The 25,463-nt window shown below is 45.7% G+C and carries 23 protein-coding genes; 3 read left to right on the forward strand and 20 right to left on the reverse strand.

Features of this window, described 5'->3' with window-relative positions; all coding sequences use genetic code 11:
• Positions 1–59: 59 nt before the first annotated feature.
• From J2Z28_RS22910 to J2Z28_RS22965, 12 genes are all read right to left on the reverse strand, one after another.
• Positions 60–1,763, reverse strand: coding sequence for an ABC transporter substrate-binding protein (locus J2Z28_RS22910; RefSeq protein WP_211084421.1), 1,704 nt, complete (start codon positions 1,761–1,763; stop codon positions 60–62).
• A 374-nt stretch (positions 1,764–2,137) separates the two neighbouring features.
• Positions 2,138–3,826 (reverse strand): ABC transporter substrate-binding protein, encoded by a 1,689-nt coding sequence (locus tag J2Z28_RS22915; RefSeq protein ID WP_211084422.1) that lies wholly within the window; start codon positions 3,824–3,826, stop codon positions 2,138–2,140.
• Positions 3,827–4,012: 186 nt separating this feature from the next.
• Positions 4,013–4,915 (reverse strand): carbohydrate ABC transporter permease, encoded by a 903-nt coding sequence (locus J2Z28_RS22920; RefSeq protein WP_036606894.1) that lies wholly within the window; start codon positions 4,913–4,915, stop codon positions 4,013–4,015.
• Positions 4,916–4,930: 15 nt separating this feature from the next.
• The gene (locus J2Z28_RS22925; protein WP_036606891.1) at positions 4,931–5,914 is read right to left on the reverse strand and encodes an ABC transporter permease; all 984 of its coding nucleotides are present in this window, start codon (positions 5,912–5,914) and stop codon (positions 4,931–4,933) included.
• Between the two features lie 278 nt (positions 5,915–6,192).
• Positions 6,193–9,102: a glycoside hydrolase family 2 protein gene (locus J2Z28_RS22930; protein ID WP_211084423.1), complete on the reverse strand. Its 2,910-nt coding sequence runs from the start codon at positions 9,100–9,102 to the stop codon at positions 6,193–6,195.
• 175 nt (positions 9,103–9,277) lie between these two features.
• A complete protein-coding gene (locus J2Z28_RS22935; protein ID WP_211084424.1) occupies positions 9,278–10,876 on the reverse strand; it encodes a response regulator transcription factor in 1,599 nt (532 codons plus the stop codon).
• Positions 10,869–12,659, reverse strand: coding sequence for a sensor histidine kinase (locus J2Z28_RS22940; protein WP_211084425.1), 1,791 nt, complete (start codon positions 12,657–12,659; stop codon positions 10,869–10,871). Before J2Z28_RS22940 ends, J2Z28_RS22935 begins: the two co-directional genes overlap by 8 nt.
• 329 nt (positions 12,660–12,988) lie before the next feature.
• Complete coding sequence (locus J2Z28_RS22945) at positions 12,989–13,411, reverse strand: OsmC family protein (RefSeq protein WP_036606882.1); 423 nt, start codon at positions 13,409–13,411, stop codon at positions 12,989–12,991.
• Positions 13,412–13,689: 278 nt separating this feature from the next.
• Positions 13,690–14,436, reverse strand: coding sequence for an amino acid ABC transporter ATP-binding protein (locus J2Z28_RS22950; protein WP_211084426.1), 747 nt, complete (start codon positions 14,434–14,436; stop codon positions 13,690–13,692).
• 16 nt (positions 14,437–14,452) lie between these two features.
• The gene (locus tag J2Z28_RS22955) at positions 14,453–15,097 is read right to left on the reverse strand and encodes an amino acid ABC transporter permease (protein WP_017692207.1); all 645 of its coding nucleotides are present in this window, start codon (positions 15,095–15,097) and stop codon (positions 14,453–14,455) included.
• A 32-nt stretch (positions 15,098–15,129) separates the two neighbouring features.
• Complete coding sequence (locus J2Z28_RS22960; RefSeq protein ID WP_211084427.1) at positions 15,130–15,981, reverse strand: substrate-binding periplasmic protein; 852 nt, start codon at positions 15,979–15,981, stop codon at positions 15,130–15,132.
• Positions 15,982–16,095: 114 nt separating this feature from the next.
• Positions 16,096–16,728 carry a TetR/AcrR family transcriptional regulator gene (locus J2Z28_RS22965; RefSeq protein ID WP_211084428.1) on the reverse strand — a complete coding sequence of 211 codons (633 nt, stop codon included), beginning with the start codon at positions 16,726–16,728 and terminating at the stop codon, positions 16,096–16,098.
• Positions 16,729–16,942: 214 nt separating this feature from the next.
• Here J2Z28_RS22965 and bacA point away from each other — a divergent pair, with 214 nt between their 5' ends.
• On the forward strand, positions 16,943–17,752 hold the full coding sequence (gene bacA / locus J2Z28_RS22970) for an undecaprenyl-diphosphate phosphatase (RefSeq protein WP_211084429.1): 810 nt from the start codon (positions 16,943–16,945) through the stop codon (positions 17,750–17,752).
• Positions 17,753–18,021: 269 nt separating this feature from the next.
• On the opposite strand, the gene J2Z28_RS22975 is transcribed toward bacA, so the two are convergent.
• The 6 genes from J2Z28_RS22975 to J2Z28_RS23000 all read right to left on the reverse strand — a co-directional run bounded on the left by J2Z28_RS22975 (position 18,022) and on the right by J2Z28_RS23000 (position 21,708).
• Positions 18,022–18,204: a hypothetical protein gene (locus J2Z28_RS22975; protein ID WP_074096490.1), complete on the reverse strand. Its 183-nt coding sequence runs from the start codon at positions 18,202–18,204 to the stop codon at positions 18,022–18,024.
• A 225-nt stretch (positions 18,205–18,429) separates the two neighbouring features.
• Complete coding sequence (locus tag J2Z28_RS22980; protein WP_017692202.1) at positions 18,430–18,756, reverse strand: thioredoxin family protein; 327 nt, start codon at positions 18,754–18,756, stop codon at positions 18,430–18,432.
• An 85-nt stretch (positions 18,757–18,841) separates the two neighbouring features.
• Complete coding sequence (locus tag J2Z28_RS22985; protein ID WP_211084430.1) at positions 18,842–19,750, reverse strand: aldo/keto reductase; 909 nt, start codon at positions 19,748–19,750, stop codon at positions 18,842–18,844.
• A 180-nt stretch (positions 19,751–19,930) separates the two neighbouring features.
• On the reverse strand, positions 19,931–20,101 hold the full coding sequence (locus J2Z28_RS22990; protein WP_211084431.1) for a hypothetical protein: 171 nt from the start codon (positions 20,099–20,101) through the stop codon (positions 19,931–19,933).
• Between the two features lie 217 nt (positions 20,102–20,318).
• Positions 20,319–21,062: a 2,3-diphosphoglycerate-dependent phosphoglycerate mutase gene (gpmA, locus tag J2Z28_RS22995; RefSeq protein ID WP_211084432.1), complete on the reverse strand. Its 744-nt coding sequence runs from the start codon at positions 21,060–21,062 to the stop codon at positions 20,319–20,321.
• Positions 21,063–21,135: 73 nt separating this feature from the next.
• A complete protein-coding gene (locus J2Z28_RS23000; protein ID WP_074096493.1) occupies positions 21,136–21,708 on the reverse strand; it encodes a DUF420 domain-containing protein in 573 nt (190 codons plus the stop codon).
• Between the two features lie 377 nt (positions 21,709–22,085).
• On the opposite strand from J2Z28_RS23000, the gene J2Z28_RS23005 reads away from it, so the two are divergent.
• On the forward strand, positions 22,086–23,276 hold the full coding sequence (locus J2Z28_RS23005) for a cation:proton antiporter (RefSeq protein WP_211084433.1): 1,191 nt from the start codon (positions 22,086–22,088) through the stop codon (positions 23,274–23,276).
• Between the two features lie 196 nt (positions 23,277–23,472).
• A complete protein-coding gene (locus J2Z28_RS23010; RefSeq protein WP_211084434.1) occupies positions 23,473–24,126 on the forward strand; it encodes a transcriptional regulator in 654 nt (217 codons plus the stop codon).
• A 287-nt stretch (positions 24,127–24,413) separates the two neighbouring features.
• Here the strand turns inward: J2Z28_RS23010 and J2Z28_RS23015 are convergent, their stop codons facing one another.
• Together J2Z28_RS23015 and pssA are read right to left on the reverse strand one after the other, a co-directional pair.
• The gene (locus tag J2Z28_RS23015) at positions 24,414–24,899 is read right to left on the reverse strand and encodes a DedA family protein (protein WP_211084435.1); all 486 of its coding nucleotides are present in this window, start codon (positions 24,897–24,899) and stop codon (positions 24,414–24,416) included.
• Between the two features lie 13 nt (positions 24,900–24,912).
• Entirely contained in the window at positions 24,913–25,458 is a 546-nt protein-coding gene (gene pssA / locus J2Z28_RS23020) for a CDP-diacylglycerol--serine O-phosphatidyltransferase (protein ID WP_017692194.1), read from the reverse strand.
• Positions 25,459–25,463: the final 5 nt, after the last annotated feature.

Consider the following 25,463-nt stretch of genomic DNA (forward strand, 5'->3'; position numbering starts at 1 on the left):
CTTTCTCAAGGGCTTTTTCCGCTATGAAAATCCTTAACTTTAATGCTTGGTTTTCAAGCTTATTTCACATCTTTTCCAGTCCAGAGAGCTACACGTTCTTTGATCCAAACCGTGTATTGTTTCTCCATCTCCACTGCACCCGCTTTATCGAGTTCAGCCAGAAGACTATCATATACGCTGTCGAAGTTCTCAGGTTTGGCAAGGATCGCCTCTGGAATACGTTTACGTACGATATCCTGTGTTTTCTGGAACGTTACGTTGTAATCCGTGTCAGATGGTACAGGCATGTTGTATGCTGCGCCCCAATCTTTCAGCTTCAGATCATCTTCGGAAGGATAGAAATCTTTCCATGTTGTAATACCATAGGCTTTCAACGTTTCCTTCTCAGCGGCAGTGTAACCAGCTTGAATCTGTTCAGGGAAGTTCGTTGTATAGTAGTTATCCGTGGCATCTTTCACACCATCACCGTATCTGGCGCTAAATATGTTATACATGCCTACGCCTGATTCTTTGGTAAAAGCAGAGTTATCATTGGTTTTGCGATCTTGTACGTCATCCGGAATGATGCGTTTCCCATTCTCGACTTGGTAATGTTGGCCTTCAACACCCCAGTTTCTCAGGACCTGACCTTCATCGGAAGCAAGCCAATCCATGAATTTGATAATACGTACCGGATCTTTGGCCGAAGTTGTGATGCCGATACCATAACCGTCAAATCCCGTCGGTTGGAACGTATGATCCACAATATCCTTGTTCAAGGACACGGAGAAGTGGGCATATGTTTTATCGCCACCGTTAGACGATTTCAAAGCATTCTCCGCCTCACCATAGTTCCACTCTTGGTCGATTAGACCGAGTACACGGCCACTGGCAATTTTGGATTTGTATTGGTCATCCTTTTGAACAAATGTATCTTTGTCAAGCAGACCCTCATTGTACATTTTGTTCAACCAACGGAAATATTCCTTTTCTTCAGGGCGTTTGTAATGTAGAACGGCTTCATAAGTCTCAGGATTAATATAATACTCACCATCATCCGGTCCACCCGTAGCTTGGAATGCAGGGTTCGTTACCGTAATCATAATTTTCCAGTCATCTGCATTCAATGTTAACGGAATCGTCGGTTGACCATCAATCGTTGGATGTTTTTCATAATACGTTCTCAGTACGTTCTCGTAGTCCTCAAGCGTTTTTACTTCAGGGTAGCCGAGCTCTTTCAATACTCTTTGTTGAATTTCGAATCCGCCCCTAGCGTCAAACTCAACGTTATCTACACCCATATTCGTCGGGATCGTGTAAATGGCTTGATCTTCCAAACTGTATTTCAGACGGTTCGTCTGATCACCATAGATTTTTTTCAAGTTGGGAGCATGCTCCTCAATTAGATCGGTCAGGTCCAGCATCGCGCCTGCATCCACAAGCTTAGACAAGTTGCCTTTAGGATAGATAATATCAGGGTAATCACCACTGGCAGCCATCAAAGGAATCTTTTGGTCACCACCATTATTCACATCATACTCAGCTTCAATTGTAACTCCCGTTGCCTTAGTAATTTCTTGACCGACAGCATCCTTCATGTTATTCCAGTTCGGACTCGCGTCTGCACCAAAGAATGTAAAGGTCACTGGACTGGTTGTATCTCCGGAATCAACCGGTTTCTCTGAAGCGTTAGTTCCTCCTCCACTGCCGCTGCATCCTGCTGTAATTGCAAGAGCACTGGCTAACAGAAGCATTGCGAATGTTTTTGGTGTTTTGCCCTTCATGTGTAATCCCCCTTATGGATATTAATGAAGCTGTATATTTGTATAACAGGCTGACCTGCACATACCGTGACCAGATGAAGCAAATGTAATTTTCTTGTTTTTATAATATTAGAAGCGTTTTCTGAAAAACAAAAAATGTTCTTCTTGCCTTATTTCCTCTTCATTCTGCAAATGTTTACTTTGAGATTCAGGTGTATGCCACGTGGTGTACAAGAAAATGTAAGTGCTTTCATACTTGAATAATAATCGCTCCTATATCCCTTGTCAATAGTGAATTTATAAAATTGAAAACGTTTTTTAGAAAACGTTTTAGATAAAAAAAGAACCCAAATATTCTGGGTTCTTTTTCGTTTTAGATCTGAATTGCTAATCGTTTATTTAGCTTCTTCACCGCTCCACAATTGAACACGGTTTTGAACGAGTTCTGTATATTGTTTCTCCATATCCTCTGCTCCTGCTTGGTTCACTTCTGCAATCATGCCGTCATAGATCGCATCGAACTGTTCAGGAGTACTCAGAATGGCTTCCGGGATACGTTTCCGAATGATATCCTGTGTTTTCTTGAAGATGACGTTGTAGTTGGAGTCACCTGGTGTTGGCAGATTGTATGCTGCTCCCCATGGTTTGATTGGGAACTCATCTTCACTCGGGAACAGATCTTTCCACGTCGTAGCACCGTAAGCTTTGAGTGTTTCTTTCTCTGCATCGGAATATGCTGCCACGATCTGTTCAGGGAAATTCGTAGTGTAGTAGTTATCCGTTGAATCCTTCACACCGTCTCCATAGTGACCGGACATATTGGTGTACAGTCCAATACCGGTTTCTTTCTGGAATACGGCTGCATTATTGGTTTTCTGATCCAGAATGTCGGCAGGAATGACACGTTTGCCATCCTTCACTTCGTACTGTTTGCCCTCAATTCCCCAATTCATAAGCACTTGCCCTTCTTCAGAAGCCAGGTAATCGAAGAATTTGATCGTACGAACCGGGTCAGGATTCGATGTTGTAATCCCTACACCCCAACCGGATACAAAACCAGGGTCTTGGTAGGCATGATCCTTGATATCCTTAGACAGGGTTACCGGGAAGTGTGAATACGTTGCTTCAGTCTTACCAACGGATTTCAATGCATTTTCTGCATCGGAGTAACCCCAATCCTGGTCAATGACACCCAGAACACGTCCACTTGCAATTTTGGATTTGTATTGGTCTGTTTTCTGAATAAAGCTGTCCTGATCCAGCAATCCAGTGTTGTACATATGGTTCAACCAGCGGAAGTACTCTTTTTCCTCTGGACGTTTGTAATGCAGACTTGCTTCATACGTCTCTGGATCGATGTAGTATTCACCGTCATCCGGTGCACCTGTTGCCTGGAAGGCCGGGTTCGTTACGGTAATCATGATTCTCCAATCATCCGCGTCCAGTGTTAACGGGATCGTTGGCTGACCATCAATCGTTGGGTGTTTCTCTTTGTACGCCTTCAATACATTCTCGTAATCCTCAAGTGTACGCACTTCCGGGTATCCGAGTTCTTTCAGTACACGGTGCTGAATGCCAAATCCACCACCTGCATCAAAGTATTTTTGGTCTACCGCATAATACGTTGGCAGCACATAAATAGCCTGATCTTCATTACTGTATTTCAACCGGTCCATGTAATTACCATACAGCTTCTTCAGATTGGGAGCATATTGGTCGATCAGATCTGTCAGATCGAGCATTGCTCCGGCATCCACCAGTTTGCTGAGTTCTCCTTTGGGTGACACGATATCCGGATAGTCTCCGCTCGCTGCCATTAAGGATATCTTATCTTGACCACCACTAACGGCAAATTCACCGTTAAGAGTTATCCCTGTTTTTTCCGTAAGGACTTTACCTACTTCATCCTTCATGCCATTCCAGTTCGGACTGGGGTCTACGCTGAAGAAATCAAAAGTAAGTGGAGTTGTCTCTGCGCTTGTATCCTTGAACGACGTATCACTGCCGCTTCCTCCACCGCAACCTGCGAGTAAAGACATTGCAAGCACTGGTGCCAGTGCAATCTTCATTTTGGAACTTGCCATAATGGTAATCCTCCCTGTTTCATATGTCTGTTTGTCCGGGACTTTTTTGTCCCTGTCTATAGCTTCATGAATACCACACCGCAGCCCTATACGGTGAAGCGCAGACCAAATGGCTGCGCTTCGGGTATCCTGATGCTTCATTTGTAGATGTACGGCCGCTCTATGTGGCAGCCTGTACCCACTTGTTTAACCTTTTACTGCGCCCAGTGTCATACCGCCAACAAAGTACTTCTGAAGGAACGGATATACAATGAGAATTGGAACCGTTACAACGATCGTAATCGCCATTTTGATCGATTCCGGTGAAATCTGTGTCATTTGCTGCGCCATATCATTGGCATTTCGTCCAGCACCTGAGCCCTGCTGTGTACTTTGCAATACTTTCATCAGCTCATATTGGAGCGTGGTCAGATGTGCCTTTGAACCATTATACAGGTACGTATCAAACCACGCATTCCATTGACCTACAGCCAGGAACAATGCGATGGTAGCAAGTACTGGTTTACACAGTGGCAAGATGATTCTGTAATAGATTGTAAAGTCATTCGCTCCATCCAGCTTCGCGGATTCCTGCAATGAGTATGGCAGGCCATCAATGAATGAACGGATAATGAACACGTTAAATGCACTGATCATGCCAGGCAATACATATACCCAGAATGTACCGATCAGGTTCAAGTCACGCATCAGAATGTACACCGGAATCAGACCACCGGAGAAATACATCGTGAGCGCGAGCGTTGTGGAAACAAACTTTCTAAGTCCAAAGTCAGGTCTGCTCAGTGTAAAGGCGATCATGGATGAACTGATCAATCCGAGCACGGTACCTACAAGTGTACGCAGAATGGAGATCTGCAAGCCTTGTAACAATCCATCATATTGGAAAATCGTTTTGTAGTTCTGTAATGTGAATTCGCGAGGCCACAAGTAAATTCCGCCACGTACTGTATCTGTCGAGTTATTGAGTGAGATGGCTAGTACGTTAAGGAATGGATAAAGTGTTACAACCAGCACCATGGTCATCGCGAGGATGTTGAATATATCGAACAGTTTATCGCCCCGAGTAGCATTGAATGCTTTGTTCGCCATAATGTCGTCCCCTCCCTACATGATGCTTTCTTTTGTGAATTTTTTGAACAAGCCGTTCGCAGTAAACAGAAGGATGATACTGACAACGGAGTTGAATATACCTATGGCTGTACCATATGAGAATCGTCCCATATTCAAACCATAATTGAGCGCATATAGATCAAGTACTTCCGAGTAGTCCGTGACCAGACTGTTGCCAAGCAAGAACTGCTTCTCGAAACCGATACTGATCAGATGTCCAATTGACATGATGAAAAGTACGGAAATCGTGGTCCGTATGCCAGGCAGCGTGATGTGCCACATTTGTCTCCAGCGGTTGGCTCCATCTACACGGGAAGCTTCATACAGCTCATTGTCGATACCCGTAATTGCTGCAAGATAGATGATGGCATTCCAACCGGTTTCCTTCCACATATCTGAAGCGGTTACAATGTACCAGAACAAGTTCCCCTTGGCCATGAATTGGATCGGCTGATCGATAATGTTCAGTCCTACCAATAGATCATTGATAATCCCCCCATCGGTGGAGAGCATCTTCGTAATGATCCCGGCTACAACAACCCAGGATACAAAGTGAGGCAGATATGATACCGTTTGCACGGCACGTTTGAAGAACATGCCTCTCATTTCGTTCAGGAGAATAGCGAAGAATATCGGCACGATAAAACCGACAACCAGTCCCATCAAGCTCATTGCAAGTGTATTTCGAAGTACCAGATAGAAACGATCATCACTGAACAACTCTACAAAGTGTTTAAAACCAACCCACTCTTGATCACCAAACGATCTGGCAGGTTTATAATTTTGGAAAGCCATCGTCCATCCCCATAGTGGCAGATAGTTAAATACGAAAACCCAAGCTACGAATGGCAATGACATGAGATAGAGATATTTCTGCTGTTTCATTCTGTCCCAAATTCCGTTCCGCCGATTCTTTAAAGGCGGTTTGGGGTCACTGCTTCTGTTCGCGGAAGCGGATTTTTTTGTTAGCGTTTCCATCTCCGTTCCCCCTCCTCTGTTTAATAAAATAATCATACTCGATAGAGCGTTTTCAAAATACCATCTGGATTTTAGAGAAAATCATATAAAAATTAGATATAGACATATATAATCAGACATTAATTCGTTAAAATTAGTGATAAATTCTACTTTCAAATGATATAAAAGTAATATTAAGGTAAAATATTATCTGAAGTGGTAAATATCGAAAACGTTTTATAGTAATCGTTTACTTCAATTACATGGCATACAAAAAGGACCCTTTCGGGTCCCTCTGATTACAATGTAAATTGAATGGTTTGCAGTTTAACGATGCCGAGTAGTTGCGCTACGGATATGGAGGTTGCTGGACGGAATTGATCTCCATTCAGATACGCAAGTATCTCCTGAAATAAGTAGGCGGCTTCCGGACGCTTCATTACAGCCAGATTGGCAAACGGAAGTGAGGATATCAAAATCTTGCCCTTCCCTACTTTTGCCTCAAAGGCATAAGCGAGTCGTTTGGCCCGATGGAAATGGTCCACCACTTCGATCAGCGGCTCCACTCCGGGCAACGTATCCAAACATATCGCTGGTGTACCGTTCACCAAGTGATACCAATGCCAGTCCGAAGCCCCATCATGCGGGAAGGAGCCTAGTAGTGCTAGCTGTTCTCTCAAAACCATGCCCATCGTTGCACCAGGCTGTGTAGCAAACATCAGGTAATTCCAGAATACAGGCAGATACTTGGTCTCCACTGAATCATATAACCCTTCTGCGGTTGGCTGTAGCCAAACACTCCCCCCGTTGACCACATAATCAACGACATTGGGTGTTAACGACTGAACGATAACCAAGTCAATCTCCCGATTTTTCAACAACTGAAATCCATCGATGCGATCTACGCAATCATCATGCGCTTCACCCAATAATGGCTTCAACTCTGCCACGGTATTCCAGATACGCTTCGACCTCGGATGGGATTGATAAAAAGGAAACGACCATCCATGCCATATATTCGCTACAGTTCTTTCCAAATCGCCTGATATCAGCTCCGCTTCGATCCGAAAAGCTGCTGCTGCTTCACGAGGTGCTGTAGCGACGATGCTTCCCAGTGACATGACGGACCCACACTGGATATCTCCGGTCTTCCATGCCCCTTCAGTAAGTATCACATCATCGCTTATTAACCTCCACTGAATGACTGCGTCCTCAAGTGGCTCCTTACCGTAATGAGAGATGCGTACATCGACATGAATGGGTTCTCCGGCGTAAAATGTACGCTCCTTGCAGCTTAACAACAGCACCACATCTGCGTTGAAACACATGAATTCTTCTGGTGTTGTTATACCTTTGTCATCCCAAAATACATCCAGAATGCCCGTCGTAGCATGTCCCTGCCCTGGAAAATCACGAATGTCCAGCAGCTGTACGCCCGCAGCGTCCGGTGTTCGCCGAATCCGCTCCATGGCTTCTTTTAAGGAACGTACCAGATGGGTACCACTGACCTGTTGAAAATGCTCCAGGTCCTCCATCATGCCTTTGTTTGTTAACGATTCTTCGATCGGTCGTAACCAGCTAGGACGCAATACGCCAGTATACTTCGCTCGCTCTTGGGGCCGCACATACATGGTGTACTGTGCATGTTCGTGTCCTATAACAGGATGCTCCGCAAGCCGGGTGACTGCATGATAGTCCAGCGTGGTATCCGGCACAGCAGAATATGCGGATTCCAACGGGGGATGCCAGTTCAACGACTGAATATAATAATCACCTTCCCGCCCTTGCGCCGGAAGCTGTCCAAAACCTGTATTGTCCGTATATAAGCGAGTGGGGTCTGTATCCCTTGCCCTCGATACCAGTGCATTGAGTTCAGGATGGCCATTCGGACCAAGGAGTTCATTCCCCATGGAGAACATGACGAATGAAGGATGTCTATACAGCGACTGAAGCAACCCGTCCAGTTCTTGTGTCAGATAAGTCAATACTTCAGCTGGCGCAAACTGATCCGATTGCTCAAAGAAACGAGACCAATGGGGAAGTTCTGATTGCACCAGCATGCCCTCTTCATCAGCTGCGTCCCAGAATGGTTCTGGCGCGCTCCACCCATGCAGTCGGACATGATTGAAGCCATACGATCTGGCCACTCGAAACTGCTGAAGATAATGCTCCTTGTCCCAGACGGGATAACCCGTCAGTGGGAAGATACAGCAATCGACGTACCCACGCAGATATACTGGTGTCCCATTCAACTCAAGCTGCTTCCCGTTTGCTGCAAAGGAGCGTACACCAAATGATTGCTCCAGCCGATCCAGTTCCTGTTCACCGTCATGGAGACGGATCACAGCCTTGTATAATTCAGGGGATTCATCCGACCATCTTGCGATAGACTTCTCTGTTCCAAGTTCCAATCGCCACTGATCTATTACAGCGTTACTTTCAGTTAACCCTGCTGAGCTAATATCCACATGCGCTTGAACACTCAGATTCACATGACAACTGTATTGATCAAGCCATGTGCCGTCCGGATGCTGGATATTCACATGTAATTGCATCGATCTAGCGGATTCATTCGCGGGAGCGCTTACAGTACAATCAACCAGAACGGTTCCGTTCTCAGCATCTGGTTGAATACGTAACGTTTGTAATCGGCATGGGGGCAGACTGTCCAGATAAACACCACCCGTGATTCCACCCCAGGCTGTGGCCGTATGCAATGAATGAATATGGCTACCCGCCAGCGGAAGTTTCATCGTATTATCCACGCGGATCTCCACACGATTCACTTCTCCCTGCTTCACCAGAGAGGTAACATCCCACTTCTGTTGATTCACCAGACTATCCTGCTGCCCGGCATACTGTCCATTGATCCAGAGATGCGTTGTCCATCGGACACCTTCCAATCTGAATACATAGTGGCATCCGGGATCGTCTGATGGAACATGAACATCCTGAGCATACCAGGCTGAGCCTTCATATTCCCGTACCTTGGTCCAGGTATCGAGCCTTTCGTATGCAGGCTCATCTCCGTATCCTTGCTCTTCCCATGAACCGGGAATCTGAATGGTCTCCCATGATGTATTTTCACACTGTGAAGGTGGTAATATCTCTTGTTCAACGAGTGTATCGGACTCCAGATCCAAACAAAACTGCCATGTTCCATTTAAGTTCAATGTATGACGTACAGCGCCTATATCAGACAAATTCATATCGTATAGCCATCCCTTCATCTGGATACTTGTAAATCCAGTCTAAAATGTGAAGCATTCGGTGACCATTGCTTATCATGGGAAGTGCATGGACAATATGATGAATCTGGAAATTTCTCAGGAATATCGAAAACGTTTTACACAATAGGCAAGGGCAAGGCCCAGCACTCCGTACTTATTCCTCGTTTATATCTGTAGCCGTTCCTTTAATTGATGAATGGGTTCTGGCCTGTTTGTAAGCGGATGGGGATTCCCCTACATATTTCTTGAACTTACCGTGGAAGTAGTCCACATTAGCATATCCCACTCTCGCCGCGACCTGATGGACCTTCAGTCCTTCGTCCAGCAATTCCTTGGCCTTTTCCATACGAACCTTGTCCAGAAATGCATTGAAATATTCTCCAGTATGATTCTTGAACAACTTACCCAAGTAACTGCTGTTATAGTTAAACACTTCTGCCAGTACTTCGAGCTTGAGATTTTCGCCAGGGTTACGCTGGATAAATTCAATCATCTGTTTCAATACAGTATCCTTGCTTCCCCCACCCATACGTTGAATAAGTCGATTCAAATGTTCCGATGCCATGACTTTGAGATCAGACATCGTAAATTGATGATAGACTTCATTAATCAGAACCGAATGTTCCTGCATAATGGAGTGCATATGTTGATTCGTCGCTGCAAGCTTGTTGAACGCCAAGGAAAATACCTGTGAGAACGCCGTCTTGATCGCTTGTTCTGTTCGATGATATGGAACCAGGCGCTCTTCCATCTCACCCAGCACCCGCATAACGGACTCACTACTGCGGATGTCTAACGCATAATACAGCTTGTCCGCGAGTTCGTCCTCAACTGGCTCATGTGCTCCGTCCACAGCTTCAACTTCTGGCTTAACAACGCTTTCGCCTTCGCTACCTTCAGTCCACAGAATGATGCGTTGCTCCGTGAACAAGAAGCGTTCCCCGAGTATACGATTCGCCTGCGTGTATGACCGCGCAATTTCAGAAGTGGAATGTACGGGTTCTCCTGCAGCACCATACATGTGAACCTCCCATTCTCCTAGCAGTCCTTCCAGCTCATCATACAGATTTCTTGCAGATGACTCGGATGTGATTGTTTCCTTACTTAACAGCCCCAGACCTGAATGGAACGAGAATACAATGCCTCGATCTTTATGGTCAAATGCTTCAATCAGTTTGCGTTTCATAACACTTCCCCGCTGCAGGTCGGGGGTTACATGCATCTCAAGCAGCACAATCTGATAGTGAGGCCAGTGCAGCCCCAGGCTATCTTCTTCCATGCTACCCGCACCCTCCAGACTGTCAAAGAGCAAAGCCTCGATCTGATGCTCCCGATAGACGGTATCTTCACCAGCATGACGTGCCATTGTCTCCCGTTCACGGGTCAGGATTGTAGCAATACGCCCCAGTTCACCAATAATCTCTTCTTCATCCACCGGTTTGAGCAGATAACCATCCACACCAAAACTGATGGCTTTTTTGGCATAATCAAAATCTGCATAACCACTTAATATCAAAAAGTGCGAATCCGGATGATTCCGGCGCACCTCTTCAATCACATCCAGCCCGGTCATACCGGGCATGCGAATATCAATAATCGTCAGATCAGGCTCCAATTCCTCAAACCGGGCGATGGCCTCACGCCCGCTGGCAGCTGTAGCAATGACCTGGAATCCGTATTTTTCCCACTCGATAATGGTTGTCAGTCCCTCACGTATGCTCGGTTCGTCATCCACCAAAAACACTTTATACATGCTGGTCCCCTCCTGCTGGCAAAGTGAAAGAAACCTCCGTCCCTTCCCCATATACACTCGTAATCTGTATTCCATATGGCTCGCCGTACGTCAATGTTAAGCGTTGATGTACATTACGCATGCCGATCCGACTCTTCTCCTGTTCCTCCGGTCCACAGATAAACTGCATCACCTCAGCCAGTCGTTCTGGCGTTATACCTGCACCATTGTCATCCACACGAATCTGCACAATGTTCTCTACTAAACGAATACTTATATGAACACGGACTGTGCCCTCTTTGTTCTCAAGACCATGGACAATCGCATTCTCAACCAAAGGTTGAATAATCAAAGGCGGAATGTACATCTTCTCCACCTCGGGATCGATATGGATCTGGAATGCAAGGCGGTCGCCGTAACGAAATTTCTGAATTTCCAAATAGGAACGTACCATTTCAAGTTCAGCCCGGAAGGTTGTTTTTCCACTGCCAATCTCTAGACTCTTGCGCATTAGCTTGCCCAACAGCCTGACGATGTTGGCAATCTCTGCTTCTCCCTTGATATGCGCTTTCATCCGAATGGACTCCAGTGCATTAAACAAGAAATGGGGATTGATCTGGCTCGCCATCATTTTCAATTTAATCTCTTTTTGGGCGATTTCCAATTGATTGTTCTGTTCGGTCGCTTCTACCACCTGCGTCATGAGTTCATTGATACTTTTCACCATATAGTTGAACTGTCGTGACAGTTGTCCAATCTCATCGTTTCCATCAATCCGTGAAGTCACGTTCAGGTCTCCTAATGCAAGCTTGTTGAGGTGTTTACTCAGCCGGAGCAATCGGTTCGAAGTGAGGAACGAGATGATATATACGAATAATAGGGCGATAACCAGCACAAGGATAATAAAAATCATGCCAATCAAGCTGACGGTGTTCGCGTCTTTGACGATATTTTTGGTGGCAAAAACCGAAATCACCTTCAGGCTGTTCATACTCGATCCAGGGCCCAGCTCATCAATAACAATATTAGATGGTTCCCCTCGGAAATCCCCCTCTATGGTGCCTTTCGCCTGATTCTGCAGATCAACGCCAAAATCAAGCTCGTCCAGCGTTTTACCCACCAGCTCGGTATTCTTGGCTGCAACCACATACCCCTGCTCGTCCGTAATCATCGTCTCAAACTGTTCCTGACGCAACAATCCATTCAGCTCATCCTGATTGATCACAATCATCAACACGCCCTCTGTCCGATACTCGGCAAAAGGTACTTTGCGCACCAGGCTGAGCTTGTGTACAGGATTATCTTCCTTGTCCGGAATGTAGAACCAACCGATGCTGGTTGTTTTCAGTGCCTGTTGGTACCAGTAGCTCTCTTCCGTCTGCTTGTCTACTGGGATGAATTCGAGGTTGTTGATCAATGTTGGGTTAGTTGAGTAAAAACGAATGCCCGCTATCTCACGGTACAAACGCCTGTACTCCTGAAAGTCTTTGTATGCAAGATACGCTGAGGTTAACTCCACAACGCTCTTGTACCGTTTATTCACGATCTCCTTGAGATCCGCATTAAACATTAATAGATTGGATATATCGGTTGGTACACGCAGCATGGTTGCCGTCTGGCTCTTGATCTTGTCCACATTGATGATCGTCTGTCCTATCGCATTGTCCAGGGCTTGCTGGCGAAAATAACTGGTCACAGCAAGACCAACAATCAGGACCGGAATCATGACAACCAGTACATAGGAAATGAGCAATTTATGCTTTAATTTGAGATTATTAGTGGTTCGTATCAACCTTTTCAACATGTCTGCACCTTCCGTCATCTGTATAAGCGCTTACATATAAACAGCAGGATCAGGATGTTCTGTCCTCAGAATTAATCATACCACATAACCGCCAGAATTCGGATTGTCATTGAAATGGGTTAATATGTTGCCAGGCTACAAGCCAGCCTACCTCTAGTAGAAGAGGCCGCCATTAACATGGCGACCGGGCTTACCGAATTATTTTCTACTGACAGAAGTTTAGTGACTCCTAGATGGGCGAAATCCCTGTTGAAGTGTTGGAAAAGCCAAAAAAGGCACTCCCACGATTGGAAGTGCCTTCTCAGTATCAGAGATTTACTCATATGTTATTAAGGACGAGGTGTACTTACCCCATTGAGGATCAGTTTAGGATGAATATCGGCGCTCAGCGAAGCGGAAACTGCACAATATTTTTCCTCAGCCATCTGGATGGCTTTCCAGATGCGATAATCCGGGATATCGCCATCGACTTTGAAGATCAGATCAATGGATGTGAAGCCTTTAGGCATCTCTTCACTGCGTGTGCCTTGCGCTTCAATCTCAATCGACTCAATTTTGTCCAGGAAAGCGTCCAGAATCATTGTAATATCGATTCCCATACAGCCGCCGAGACCCGCCAGTAACAATTCCATCGGGGTCGCACCTTTGCTGTCACCACCATAAGCAGCAGTGGCATCCATGCCGACAGCATATCCAGAGGGTCCTTCGGAAGTAAACGCACGTTTGCCTTTCCATACGGTTGTTACATTCATGATGTTATCCTTCTTTCTTACAATAGTTTAAGTTCAAGCGAAAAAGGTTTGCACTTGCCACTCCGATGACAGAATAACCTTCCGATCGCTGTTATCCCCAGATTTTTTTGATTCCCTTCTTCAAGGGGAAAATCAGGGGATAAAGGCGCACGCTCCGCTTCTTCAGGTTTCTTCCGTCCTCTCCGTTCTTGTGCAAAAAGTTTAGTTGAACTGATATCGTTCATGACCTTAAATACCCGCTCCGAGTACGTTCGTTCTTCCGATCGCTGTTATCTTCATCAAAATTCAGTAATCTGTTGCAAGAAACGGCGGGTGCGCTCTTGCTTCGGCTGTTCAAAAAACGCCTGTGGACTTGCCTCTTCTACAATCGACCCGTCCGCCATAAAGACGATTTTGTTCGCCACATTACGGGCAAACTTCAATTCATGCGTCACAACCAGCATCGTCATACCTTCCTCTGCAAGCTCCTTCATGACGGAAAGTACCTCTCCGACCAGTTCAGGGTCAAGAGCTGAAGTCGGCTCATCAAACAGCATCACTTCTGGCTCCATCGCAAGTGCACGTGCAATGGCGACTCGCTGCTGTTGTCCACCAGACAATCGGGATGGGTATGCATCCTGCTTGTCCGACAAGCCGACCCGATCCAGCAGAATCCGGCCGCGTTCAGCCGCTTCGTCACGCTTGATTTTTTTCACCGTAACAAGACCTTCCATCACATTACCCAGCACTGTCTTGTGCGGATACAGATTGAATTGCTGGAATACCATGCCGGTCTGGCGACGAATCTCCAGTACCCGGGCACGCTGGACTCGTAGCGGATCTGCGCTGTTAACCACAATGCCGTTCACTTCGATCTGTCCTCCGGTCAACTCTTCGAGTCCATTAAGACAGCGCAGCAAGGTACTTTTGCCTGAACCACTTGGGCCGAGCAATACAACAATATCTTTGGCATCGACATGAAGATCGATGTTCGTAAGTACTTCATTTTGCTGAAAACGTTTGGTAAGTCCAGTTGTTGTAATCATGGGTTCTCTCCTCCCATCAGTAAGCCCGAGCCAACCGGCGCTCCACTTGTTCCAGAATGGCCGAGAAGCCGATACTCATGATCCAGTAGATCACACCGATGGCCAGATAAAATGGCATGTTCAATGCATATTGTGATACCAGCAGCTGTGCTGAACGCAACAACTCGGTAACACCGATCGCCGCCACAAGTGACGTTTCCTTCAACATGCCAATAAAGGTGTTCCCCATCGGCGGAATCGCAATGCGCACAGCCTGTGGGAAGATAATGCGTCTCATCGCTTGAGCCGGGGTCATTCCCGTTGCGTATGCAGCTTCCGTCTGTCCTTTTGGTACAGCCTGAATGGCTCCACGGAACGTCTCCGACAGAAACGCACCTGCATTCAGACTCAATCCCAGACATGCAGCCGTGAGTGATCCCAAGGTCACTCCATAATCGACCAATCCGTAATAAATGACGAATAATTGCACCAGCAGCGGTGTTCCCCGCATGATGGATACATAAAACCTTGCGATCAACCTAAGCCACATCGGTCCCTTCAGACGAGCAATCGCAACAAGCACCCCGATGATGAACGCAAAAAACATGGAGATCACAGTTACATACAGCGTATAATAAGCCCCCTTCAGAAAGAAGGGGATATTCTCAAATACCAGTTCCATGGGTCAAATCTTCCCTTCGCCTTGCAGGTTCATTATTGCGCAGGCTCTTCACCAAACCATTTTTTGAAAATGGTATTGTACGTGCCATCATCTTTCATGCCTTTGAGAGCATCATTCAGTGCTGCTACGAGTTCCGGATTGTCTTTGCGAACAGCAATACCTGCCTGGTCACTCTTAATAGCTTCACCTACAGCTTTGATATTCAATCCGTTGGCATCCACAATCGGTTTCAGAGCGTACATATTGTTGATTGTTGCGTCAATCCGCCCAGCATTCAGATCTTTGAGTGAAGAGATGACATCGTCATAGGTTTTAATCGTGAAGTCTCCCACTTTTGGCAACACTTCATTGCGCAGATATGATTCATCATTTGTACCCAGACCTACACCAATCGTTTTTCCTTTGAAATCTTCCAGCTTGGTAATATCGTTATTGTCTTCTTTTACAATAATTTTAACTTGGTTCGTAATATACGGATCACTGAAATCCAATACTTTCTTACGATCATCGGTAATCGTCATCTGGCTGATAATGGCATCCAGCTTTTTGGCTTGAAGACTTGGTGTCAGACCGGAGAACTCCTGGGATACAAATTCAACCTCTACATCCAGACGTTTCGCAACCTCACGTGCGATATCGGCATCGTAGCCGTCCATTTCTTTCTTATCATTCAGGAAGTTGTACGGTGCGTATGTGCCCATCATGCCCACTTTGATAACGCCAGCAGACTTGATCTGCTCCAGTTCATTGCTTGCCTGTGCACCATTTGTGCTTCCATTGTCTGTTGCCTTACTTCCACAAGCACTAAGTACCAGCACGGTCATCAGCAGAATTGCTGTCAAAGACCAGCCTTTACGAGTTTTCGATCCATATGTGTTGTTCATTACGTTAACTTCCTCTCAGTCGTGTATTGATCTGGATGTACATTTGGTTACTTTATTGTGACTAAACCGCAGTTGTACCCATTATTCCCTGCTATTTGTTTAATCATGTGAATCTTATGTGCCCAATAGTCCGTAAAACTCAAAGCTTGCTGCCTCAGCTGCCAGCGATGAAGCTGTCATAGCTGAGAACTTGCTGTGCAACTCATCGGAACCGAACAACCAGCGTGATATCATGCCTTCAATCATGCTTACCAATAGAGCTGCTCGAAGTGGTACATCCATGCCCTCAGGCAACATGCCGAGTTCGATGGCACGTTCCATATTGTGACGAAACGCCGTTTCCACAGCATTACGTGTCTCCTCAACCAGGCGTTGTACGGATTCTTCCGTCACGATGCCTTTGAGTAACAGTTCCATAAAATAACGATTCTGCGCAGCAAACATGAACAAGTCAGTGAACAGCCTTTCCGATGCTTTCACCATATCCTCTACCGATCCAGCATCCTTGCGGTACCCTTGTCCGATCGATGCAAGCAACTCTTCCTTGCCCGTTAAGACAATCTCTGAAGCAATGGCTTCTTTACTCTTGAAGTGCCAGTAGAATGTCCCTTGCGCCACACCAGCCTCGCGGACGATATCGGAAATTTTTGTCTGATGGTAACCTTGGGTTGCAAAACGCTCCATCGCTATGCGTATTATTTGGTCCCGGCGTTCTTCACCGGGTTCCAAACCGTTAATTTTGGTCATTCATGTAACCCTCCCGATTGATCAGTCAGTCAGTTAAGTTATATCCTATGGGATAACTAGGTTTTTGTCAATATAGTTTTAAACAAATGGTTACAAGCATAAGTTGAAGTTGAGTGCATTTGTGATCATAATAGGTGATAGCCTTGTTCAAATGAACAGGCATGGTCAAGCAGGACAGCCTGTGCTGTCACCTGCATTTCAAGGAGGAAGAGAATTGGACATTATATCATCCATTATTATGGGCATCATCGAAGGTTTGACTGAGTTTTTGCCCGTGTCCTCCACTGGACACATGATTCTGACTGCCCACTTGCTGGGTTTATCGGAGGACAACGAGTCAGTCAAAACGTTTGAGGTGGTTGTTCAACTCGGAGCTGTACTTGCTGTTGTTGTACTGTACTGGAACAAATTCATTGATATGTTCCGCTTCACCGGAGGGAGCAGACCTTACTCCCGCCGCCTCAATCTGGGACATATCTTCCTGGCGATGGTTCCTGCCGTAGTCATCGGACTTATATTCCGTGACTGGATCAAGGCACACTTGTTTGGTCCGGAAACAGTGCTGTACAGCCTCGTTATAGGTGGTATATTGATGATCGTAGCCGAACGCTGGAGCCGGAAGAGTGGGCGGATTACTACCCATGATGTCGATGATATTTCCTACAAACAGGCATTCGCGGTGGGTATATTTCAGATCTTGGCATTGTGGCCAGGCTTCTCTCGTTCCGGGTCAACGATCTCAGGCGGTCTCTTTGCAGGGGTAAGCCGTGTAGCCGCTGCGGAGTTCACATTCCTCGTGTCTGTGCCAATTATGATTGGTGCTACGGGATATGACCTGTACAAAAGTATCGATCACCTGAACGGCAGTGATTTCCCAATCTTCGCGATTGGATTCATCGCTGCTTTCATCGTCGCCATGCTTGCGATCAAGACGTTCCTGTCCATTTTGAAAAAATTGAGCCTGACCGTCTTTGCTGTGTATCGCTTTGTCTTGGCAGCCGTGTTCTTTATTATTTTGATGTAAGCATTACAATTCAAGTAATTAGACAGGCAAAATCAATGGCGGCCTCACGTTCCCTTGGGAAGCGAGGCCGCCATATTTTATATTCTGAGCTATGTTTCTGTTGCTTCACGATTCTGTTGCTGCTTCAGAGACAGGAATTTCTGTAATTAGAAGAAGTTTGACTCTTCATTACTTCCTTCTTTGCTGAGTTGGATCATTGGTGATGCTGACTAGGTTTACTATGTATCATGGACAACCATATTTATGTTCACTTCTGAAAAGCAGTCTGTCTAATACCACTCTTTTACTTGAATGTTCCGGTGTTTCTTCCGACTCTTTAATCTCTCACGCAGATTATATCTATTCTCCTTTTGTTCCTGCAGCAATTGCTTCACCCCGATCATCAACAATCGGTATCTCCGGTCATCATTGTGACTTAATTGGTGCATTTCTTCAAAAATTTCATTCTTCATACGGATCTTGTTCACTCCAAATATTCAGTTTGTTCTCACAGTATACATGGGAGCACTGAACAAATTCTAAACAAGCGTTGTTTTCTCAACTTCAGTTATTCGAATGCACATTTGAATGCACATCATGCGGGCTGGAATGAAGCAGAAAAACCCCTTCCTGTCGCAGGACAAGAAGAGGTCTCCTTAGCTAAGTTAATTAAACAAACTGCTGATGCCTTCGTACGCTTAAACTTTGGATTCAAGCGTCTCCAGATACTCGGAGATTTGAGCAGGTGTTTTAGCCCATTTGCTATGCAGATGTGCGATTTTCTTACCGTTCTGGAAGACGAGCAGGCTTGGAATGCCGCGTACACCATTCTCTTCGGCAAACGGCTGGAACTTCTCTGCATCCAGGGCATAGAAGGTTTTGTCCGTATGTTGGTCGATAACATCCCCGATAAAACGATCCAGGTTTTTGCAATCCGGACACCAGGTTGTATCAAATTTAATGACGGTAAAACCATCAGAGTTAATTGTATCCAAATATTGCTGTTCACTTTGAATTCTTTCCATATGTCTTCTCTCCCTTATATGTTCCTTTTTTGGCTGATCTTCATTGTACCTCGTATAGTTACAATTGAAAATAGGCTTAATGTAGTTAACGATGCTGCTTGTACAGATTAGCGGGACTGAGCTCTCGTATTTCCTGAATTTCCGCAGCGGTGAGTACAGGCGAATTCGAAGCTGCAATATTGTGCAGCAACTGTTCTCTTGAACTGGCACCAGGGACAACAGCTGCTACGGCAGGATGGGATAACGCGTAGCGGATAGCTGTCTGAGCCATACTGCGTTGGTCTGTAACAAGACGACTTAGCCCTTGCCGAATGGTATATAGTTGCTCTGGCGTGTAGTCCAGATAACCTTTGTCTGCCTTGGCAGATCCGGAATCGGCAAGCACACCGCTAGCTACGGGCCCACGGGCAATTACGCTGATCCCCTTTTGTTCCAATAAAGGCAGCACTTCTTCTTCCGCTCTGCGGTCAGCAATGCTGTACTGATTCATCACACTGACGATGGATGTCCTCTTTACATACTCCCGAATCACATTGGGACGAATGGAGGAAATTCCGTAATATCGGATAAGTCCTTCCTTCTTCAGTTCCTCAAACGCTTCGATCGTCTCTTCAATGGGGTCGTCCAAGGTCCCGCCATGCAGCTGATACAGATCGATGTAATCGGTCTGCAACCGCTTCAGACTTTCATGTACAGCCTGCTTAACGTAGGCTTTGGACGGGTCCCAAGACCAGCCCTCCTTGCCAGCAATACGACGATTACCTACTTTGGTCGCCACAACGACTTGGTCCCGACGTCCCTTAATAGCTTGTCCTACAATCTCTTCATTACGCCCTTCGTCATACAGATCGGCTGTATCCAGCAGATTGACGCCATGTTCCAGAGCCTCATGAATCAGGCCTATAGCTGGCTCCATTTCAGTTCCAAGTGACATACATCCCAGCCCAATCTCAGACACCATCAGTTCGGATGTACCCAGACGATTTTTCTTCATATGTGCATCTCCCTCCATACGTTCTGCAAGTATCCATTGTATCATTCTTACTGGCAAAAATCGCATTACTCACAAAAGCAAGGGATTGCTTTCGATTGCACAAAAAAACCTGGAACGACTTCATCTCCAGGTTTCTCATAATCATCATTTAAATTCAATCGATAAACGAACTATCGCAATCTATTTCACTTCCACACGTGGTCTGGTTTTACTTGTTCCATTGAACGAATTGGAGTTTTTCATCATACCCGAGCCAGTGCTAAACAGCTTATCTCTTGCTTGTTTGTTCCTCATCAGATAAGTCACACCTGCTCCGATAGCCGTCATGATAATTCCTCTTCTTTTAGACATGTGCTTCTCCTCCTTCAGGATAAATGTACATCGTGTCTTGTTTGACAATTACCCTGTGGGAGCAAAACGAAACGAAGTACAGGCTTGATCGCAGAAAAAAAAGATGACCTCCGAATTAAAATTCAGCGGTCATCTTCCAATCGTCCTGTTGAAACATCAACCGAACGAGATAAATCATACAAGCTTTCGTACAATCAAGACAAACGTCCATGTCCAATTAATCAGATGGCGTTGCCACATGGGTCATTTCTTCATGTTTGTAGGTCGAACCATCGGCGGTCAGATAAAAGTGTCCGATGGGATGCAGATCTTCATCCAATTCGTAGACAAGCGGAATGCCTGTCGGGATATTGAGCGCCATCACGTCTGCTTCGGACAACTGGTCCAGATGCATGACGAGTGAACGGAGCGTGTTCCCATGCGCAGAGATCAGCACTCTTTTGCCAGCAGACACCATCGGTTTAATCTCCGCATTCCAGTACTCCAGTACACGCTTTGAGGTATCCATCAGGTTCTCCGTAAAAGGGATGGTGCATCCGAGCCGCTTGTACTTGTCCAAATCCTGCACATATCGGTCATCGGTTTGGTCCAGTGCCGGGGGAGATGCGTTCACGGATCGTCTCCATTCCTTTACTTGGTCTTCCCCATACTTCAGAGCAGTCTGCTGTTTATTCAGTCCTTGCAGTGCACCATAATGACGTTCATTCAGCTTCCAAGTCTTCGTAATGGGAATCCACATGAGGTCCATTTCATCCAGCGCAATATCGAGTGTTCGGATAGAACGTTTCAGCACGGATGCATAGGCGTAATCAAAATCAAATCCCTGTTCCTTCATGATCTTCCCTGCTTTACGTGCTTCTGCGTAACCATCCGTCGTCAGATCCACATCAGTCCATCCGGTAAAACGATTCTCTACATTCCACATGCTCTGTCCATGGCGAATCAAAACAACTCTGTACATAAACGTGAACCCTCCTTCCATGGAAACATTACCCACAAGTCAAACTAATTAGCACAGTGAAACGTTCATCACATTAATAATATGGTGCCATCATCAGGTATACCACAACACCTGTAGAACTGACGTACAGCCAGATTGGCATCGTCCAACGTGCAATTTTGCGGTGTTTCTTCAATTGATTCGTCCAACCCCACACAAGTGTGAACAACGCCAATGGAACAATCAGGGCTGCCAGTATACTATGGGTAATCAGAATGAAGAAATAGATCGAACGAATGATGCCCTCGCCGCCATATTTGGACGTCTCTGGTGAGAGGTAATGAAACGTCAGATAGGTCACGAGGAATAACAGTGTCGTTGAGAATGCAGCAAGAATAAATCGTTTGTGCAGCTTCACATTCCGCTTGATAATCGCAATAAGCGCTGCGAGCAGGAAGATGAAGGTAAAGCTGTTAAACACGGCATTAAACCGCGGCAACACCGTAATATCAAAGGTTACATCACCTTTGTAACCAATCGACGGTGCGAAGAACAATAATAAAATAATGACATTAGCGAGAATGGAAATCGTGATAATGATGCCTGCGAAATTTTTATTACTCGTCGGGGACTGAATGTTCGGCTCCCCTTTGTTATTTTTGCCCAATGCAAAATCCTCCTCATATCCTAACTTCTATGTTCTATATCATTATATCTCGGCAATTCCGGGCTGTTAAGTGACAACACTCTGAACAAAAACCGCTGCACTTCCCTATAAAATGCCCCTTTACGGCCGTTTTCAATCAAATCCAAACCGGCTCCCATTTACCCAAGTCCTTATTTGTGGTATAATTAATGCAATTAATCACATACGCGTTGAAAACTGGAGGAGCCTGTCACCAAGGGCCCCTCTTTGCCTTTTTTCTGGCACAGAATGGCACTTTCTTAATGCCTTTCTGTGCCTTTTTGTCTGTTTGAAGCTGAGGATGGATCGCCCTTGGGCTGGTTAACCTATAGACGCTACTACTGGAGGGGAGCACACCTATGGAATTTATTTTGGTTCTTGCACTTATTTTAATCTTTACCAAACTTGCTGGTGATCTATCCGTAAGATTGGGTCAACCATCGGTTCTGGGGAAACTGATTGTGGGTGTCATCCTCGGGCCTGCAATTCTCGGTTGGGTTCAGCAAAGTGATTTCGTGCATTATATGGCTGAGATCGGGGTATTGCTGTTAATGTTTATTGCCGGACTGGAAACCGATCTGGAGCAGTTAAAGAAAAACTGGAAGGCGGCCTTTGCCGTAGCGGTCGGCGGTATTATTTTGCCTTTTATCGGAGGATACGGTTCGGCCATAGCATTTGGTATGTCACAGACACACGCGCTGTTCTTTGGACTGTTATTCTGTGCCACTTCCGTCAGCATATCGGTTCAGACACTGAAAGATATGGATCAACTCAGCTCACGTGAGGGTACAACAATCCTTGGTGCAGCTGTCGTAGATGATGTCCTGGTCGTTGTCATTCTTGCCGTTATGATGAGCTTGCTGGGTACTGGTGGAGGAGACACTTCGATTTCTCTGCTTATTGGCAAGAAGCTGTTATTCTTTGTGATCATCATCGCTGCCAGCTGGTTCCTTGTTCCACGCGTCATGAAGTGGATGGCACCACTGAAAGTAACCGAGACCGTCATTACTGCGGGACTGATTATTTGTTTTGGCTTCTCGTACTTTGCAGAGTGGATGGGTGTTGCTGGAATCATTGGTGCATTTGCCGCTGGTATCGCCATCTCCCAAACTAACTTCAAACATGAAGTCGAAACCAAACTGGAACCGATCGCCTACGGAATTTTTGTTCCGGTGTTCTTTGTAAGTATTGGCTTAAATGTCACCTTTGATGGAGTGGGTTCACAAATTTGGTTTATTGTCGTCATAAGCCTCATCGCCATTGTTACCAAACTTATCGGTGGTGGAGCTGGTGCACGACTGACCGGATTTAATATGTCATCTTCATTAGCCATTGGCTCAGGAATGATATCAAGAGGTGAGGTTGCGCTCATTATCGCTTCGACCGGACTTGCTTCCGGATTGCTTGATCCGGAATACTTCACGAGCGTCGTGATCATGGTCATTATCACTACACTGGTCACGCCACCGCTTCTCAAAATCACCTTTGCACGCAAAAAAGGGGAAAAGCAAGTCGAAAGAGGAATTGAAGAATCTCATTTAAGTGGGTAAGGATTGAAATCATTCTGTATTTAAAGCTATACTTGATCTAGAAATGTAATATATCGGTCGTGAAGCACACGCCGCTTTTATCCATTCTCCCCTTCAACGCGAAGGTTGGAAATGGTCAGAGCGGCTTTTTTTATTTTCACATGACAACCTGAAGCCCAAATAACGTTCGTTTATTTTATTAAAGGAGATGAAGACGATGAGCATTGATTTTGATGAGGCTTACGAAGTTTGGATGCACTCCCTTTTGGAGAAGGAAACGAACCCCAAAGTGCTGTCTAGACTAGAAAATGGACTTGAACATGGCACATTGGAATTTTTGCGTTCAGTCTGGTTTCCGGTGATGAAAAACTTTAACCATTTGCAACCCGAATGGGAGGTACGGGACTTTCATAACGGCTATCGGTATCTGGATCTGGCTTATCTGCCAGGTAACGGCGTTAAAGGAGGTATTGAGATTCAGGGATACGGGCCGCATGCCCGTGATCTGGATGTACGGCGCTTTAAAGATTTATGCTGGCGGCATTGTCTGCTAACGCTTGATGATTGGATTTTCCTGCCGATCGCGTATCTCTCCATTAAAGACGAACCGAAACGGTGCCAACAGCTTGTGCTCTTTTTTATGGGAAAATTCATTGCTACGGACGTACCGACATCCTTAAATTGGATTGAAGCCAAGACTGTACGTTATGCCAGACGCATCATCCGTCCATTCGCCCCCTCGGAACTAGCAACGCACCTGCGAATCACGGATCAGCATGCTCGAAGAGTTCTTCACAGCCTGATTGATCAACAAGTATTACATGTCGCTAGTGGCACTCAACGATATCGAACGTATATCTTACGAACATGAGACACTCTATTACGCTGATATTGTACATATCCATATTTTAACGAACTCAGGACACCCTAATGTGATGATATGGAGTAAATCAGGGCACTTTTTCGGGCTTTTTCGTGAAATAGGGTTGCTGAGATTCGTTAGAATTCCAACATGCCTCTTATCTCGATAATAAGCTCGCCTGAGTTCGTTAGAATACTGCGGAGTGTCTCCGACCATACATAGAAAAACAAAAAAAGACCACCTTACACTCAAGAGGTCTTCCATCCTTGCCTGTTGTTACAACAGGCTGTCCGATTTTAAGTTAACACGCCAACATAAAAACCAATGGAGATAAAGACAACACACCAGACGAATGCACCGATGCTCGATACAACTACGTACCTGCCAATTGCCATGCGACTAATCCCGGAGAAACAGCACATCAGATGACGAATGCCTGGAATGAAGTAACCCAGGATGATGGACCAATACCCATATTTGAGGAACCACGACTCCACCCTGCTGAATCGTTTGGCATTAACGCCGACCCACTTGCCGTATTTTTCAACCAGCGGCCTGCCCGCCTTCTTGCCGATCATGTAGCTGAGCAGCCCCCCGGTAAATGCGCCACCGAAGCTGACGGCGATGGATACAGAGTAATTCAATACCGAGATGGAGGCGAGATAACCGACAAACGTCATCATCACCTCATCAGGAATCGGCATGCCAATAACGCCAAGAGCCAGTAGTCCGTATATTGCGAAATAACCATATTGACCAATAAATTCTTTTGCAAATTCCATACTGACTCGCTCCTTATTTCGGTTCCACAATATCCTTCTCATGTGAGGCTAGCACTTGTTTTAGAGACGGGAATCGGATTTGGCTCACCATGAGACTGGATAATACAATAATGACAAGATAGGCTACACCATGTGTGAAATAAGGACTCCAGAGTGCGAAAAAGGACATCAGACCTCCGGCAAATGTAATCGGCATTCCGACAAAACCACTGCTTGCTGTCTTCTGACAGTTATAACGGGCCAGACGTAAAGCACCGCAAATCGGAAACAATGCAGTCAGTGCCATCCCCAGCACACTCACTTCAATCATGGAATTCAGGTACAGAATCAGCACGGGTGCTGTTCCGAATGAAACTACATCCGCAAGCGAGTCCAGGGACTTGCCGAACTCACCCTCACAATGCAATTTACGAGCCGCATACCCGTCAAACAGATCAAAGAACATCGCTACCCATATCATCATCACAGCCAGGGCAAATTCACCATGAATAGCCATAATGATTGCCAGCATGCCTGAACTCAGATTCCCCAAGGTTAAAATCGATGGTAAAGACTTCATAAGAT

The sequence above is a fragment of the Paenibacillus xylanexedens genome (assembly GCF_017874615.1).
Classification (GTDB): Bacteria; Bacillota; Bacilli; order Paenibacillales; family Paenibacillaceae; genus Paenibacillus; species Paenibacillus xylanexedens.

Excerpts from the sequence above, each read along its gene's own strand:
- pssA (WP_017692194.1), bottom strand. The coding sequence starts at position 25,458 with ATGAAGTCTTTACCATCGATTTTAACCTTGGGGAATCTGAGTTCAGGC.
- J2Z28_RS22910 (WP_211084421.1), bottom strand. The coding sequence starts at position 1,763 with ATGAAGGGCAAAACACCAAAAACATTCGCAATGCTTCTGTTAGCCAGT.
- J2Z28_RS22960 (WP_211084427.1), bottom strand. The coding sequence starts at position 15,981 with ATGAACAACACATATGGATCGAAAACTCGTAAAGGCTGGTCTTTGACA.
- J2Z28_RS22975 (WP_074096490.1), bottom strand. The coding sequence starts at position 18,204 with ATGAAGAATGAAATTTTTGAAGAAATGCACCAATTAAGTCACAATGAT.
- J2Z28_RS23010 (WP_211084434.1), top strand. The coding sequence starts at position 23,473 with ATGAGCATTGATTTTGATGAGGCTTACGAAGTTTGGATGCACTCCCTT.
- J2Z28_RS23015 (WP_211084435.1), bottom strand. The coding sequence starts at position 24,899 with ATGGAATTTGCAAAAGAATTTATTGGTCAATATGGTTATTTCGCAATA.
- J2Z28_RS22950 (WP_211084426.1), bottom strand. The coding sequence starts at position 14,436 with ATGATTACAACAACTGGACTTACCAAACGTTTTCAGCAAAATGAAGTA.
- J2Z28_RS22945 (WP_036606882.1), bottom strand. The coding sequence starts at position 13,411 with ATGAATGTAACAACCGTATGGAAAGGCAAACGTGCGTTTACTTCCGAA.
- J2Z28_RS22980 (WP_017692202.1), bottom strand. The coding sequence starts at position 18,756 with ATGGAAAGAATTCAAAGTGAACAGCAATATTTGGATACAATTAACTCT.
- J2Z28_RS23005 (WP_211084433.1), top strand. The coding sequence starts at position 22,086 with ATGGAATTTATTTTGGTTCTTGCACTTATTTTAATCTTTACCAAACTT.
- J2Z28_RS22930 (WP_211084423.1), bottom strand. The coding sequence starts at position 9,102 with ATGAATTTGTCTGATATAGGCGCTGTACGTCATACATTGAACTTAAAT.
- J2Z28_RS22935 (WP_211084424.1), bottom strand. The coding sequence starts at position 10,876 with ATGTATAAAGTGTTTTTGGTGGATGACGAACCGAGCATACGTGAGGGA.
- J2Z28_RS22925 (WP_036606891.1), bottom strand. The coding sequence starts at position 5,914 with ATGGAAACGCTAACAAAAAAATCCGCTTCCGCGAACAGAAGCAGTGAC.
- J2Z28_RS22955 (WP_017692207.1), bottom strand. The coding sequence starts at position 15,097 with ATGGAACTGGTATTTGAGAATATCCCCTTCTTTCTGAAGGGGGCTTAT.
- J2Z28_RS22985 (WP_211084430.1), bottom strand. The coding sequence starts at position 19,750 with ATGAAGAAAAATCGTCTGGGTACATCCGAACTGATGGTGTCTGAGATT.
- J2Z28_RS22990 (WP_211084431.1), bottom strand. The coding sequence starts at position 20,101 with ATGTCTAAAAGAAGAGGAATTATCATGACGGCTATCGGAGCAGGTGTG.
- gpmA (WP_211084432.1), bottom strand. The coding sequence starts at position 21,062 with ATGTACAGAGTTGTTTTGATTCGCCATGGACAGAGCATGTGGAATGTA.
- J2Z28_RS22965 (WP_211084428.1), bottom strand. The coding sequence starts at position 16,728 with ATGACCAAAATTAACGGTTTGGAACCCGGTGAAGAACGCCGGGACCAA.
- J2Z28_RS22920 (WP_036606894.1), bottom strand. The coding sequence starts at position 4,915 with ATGGCGAACAAAGCATTCAATGCTACTCGGGGCGATAAACTGTTCGAT.
- J2Z28_RS22940 (WP_211084425.1), bottom strand. The coding sequence starts at position 12,659 with ATGTTGAAAAGGTTGATACGAACCACTAATAATCTCAAATTAAAGCAT.
- J2Z28_RS22915 (WP_211084422.1), bottom strand. The coding sequence starts at position 3,826 with ATGGCAAGTTCCAAAATGAAGATTGCACTGGCACCAGTGCTTGCAATG.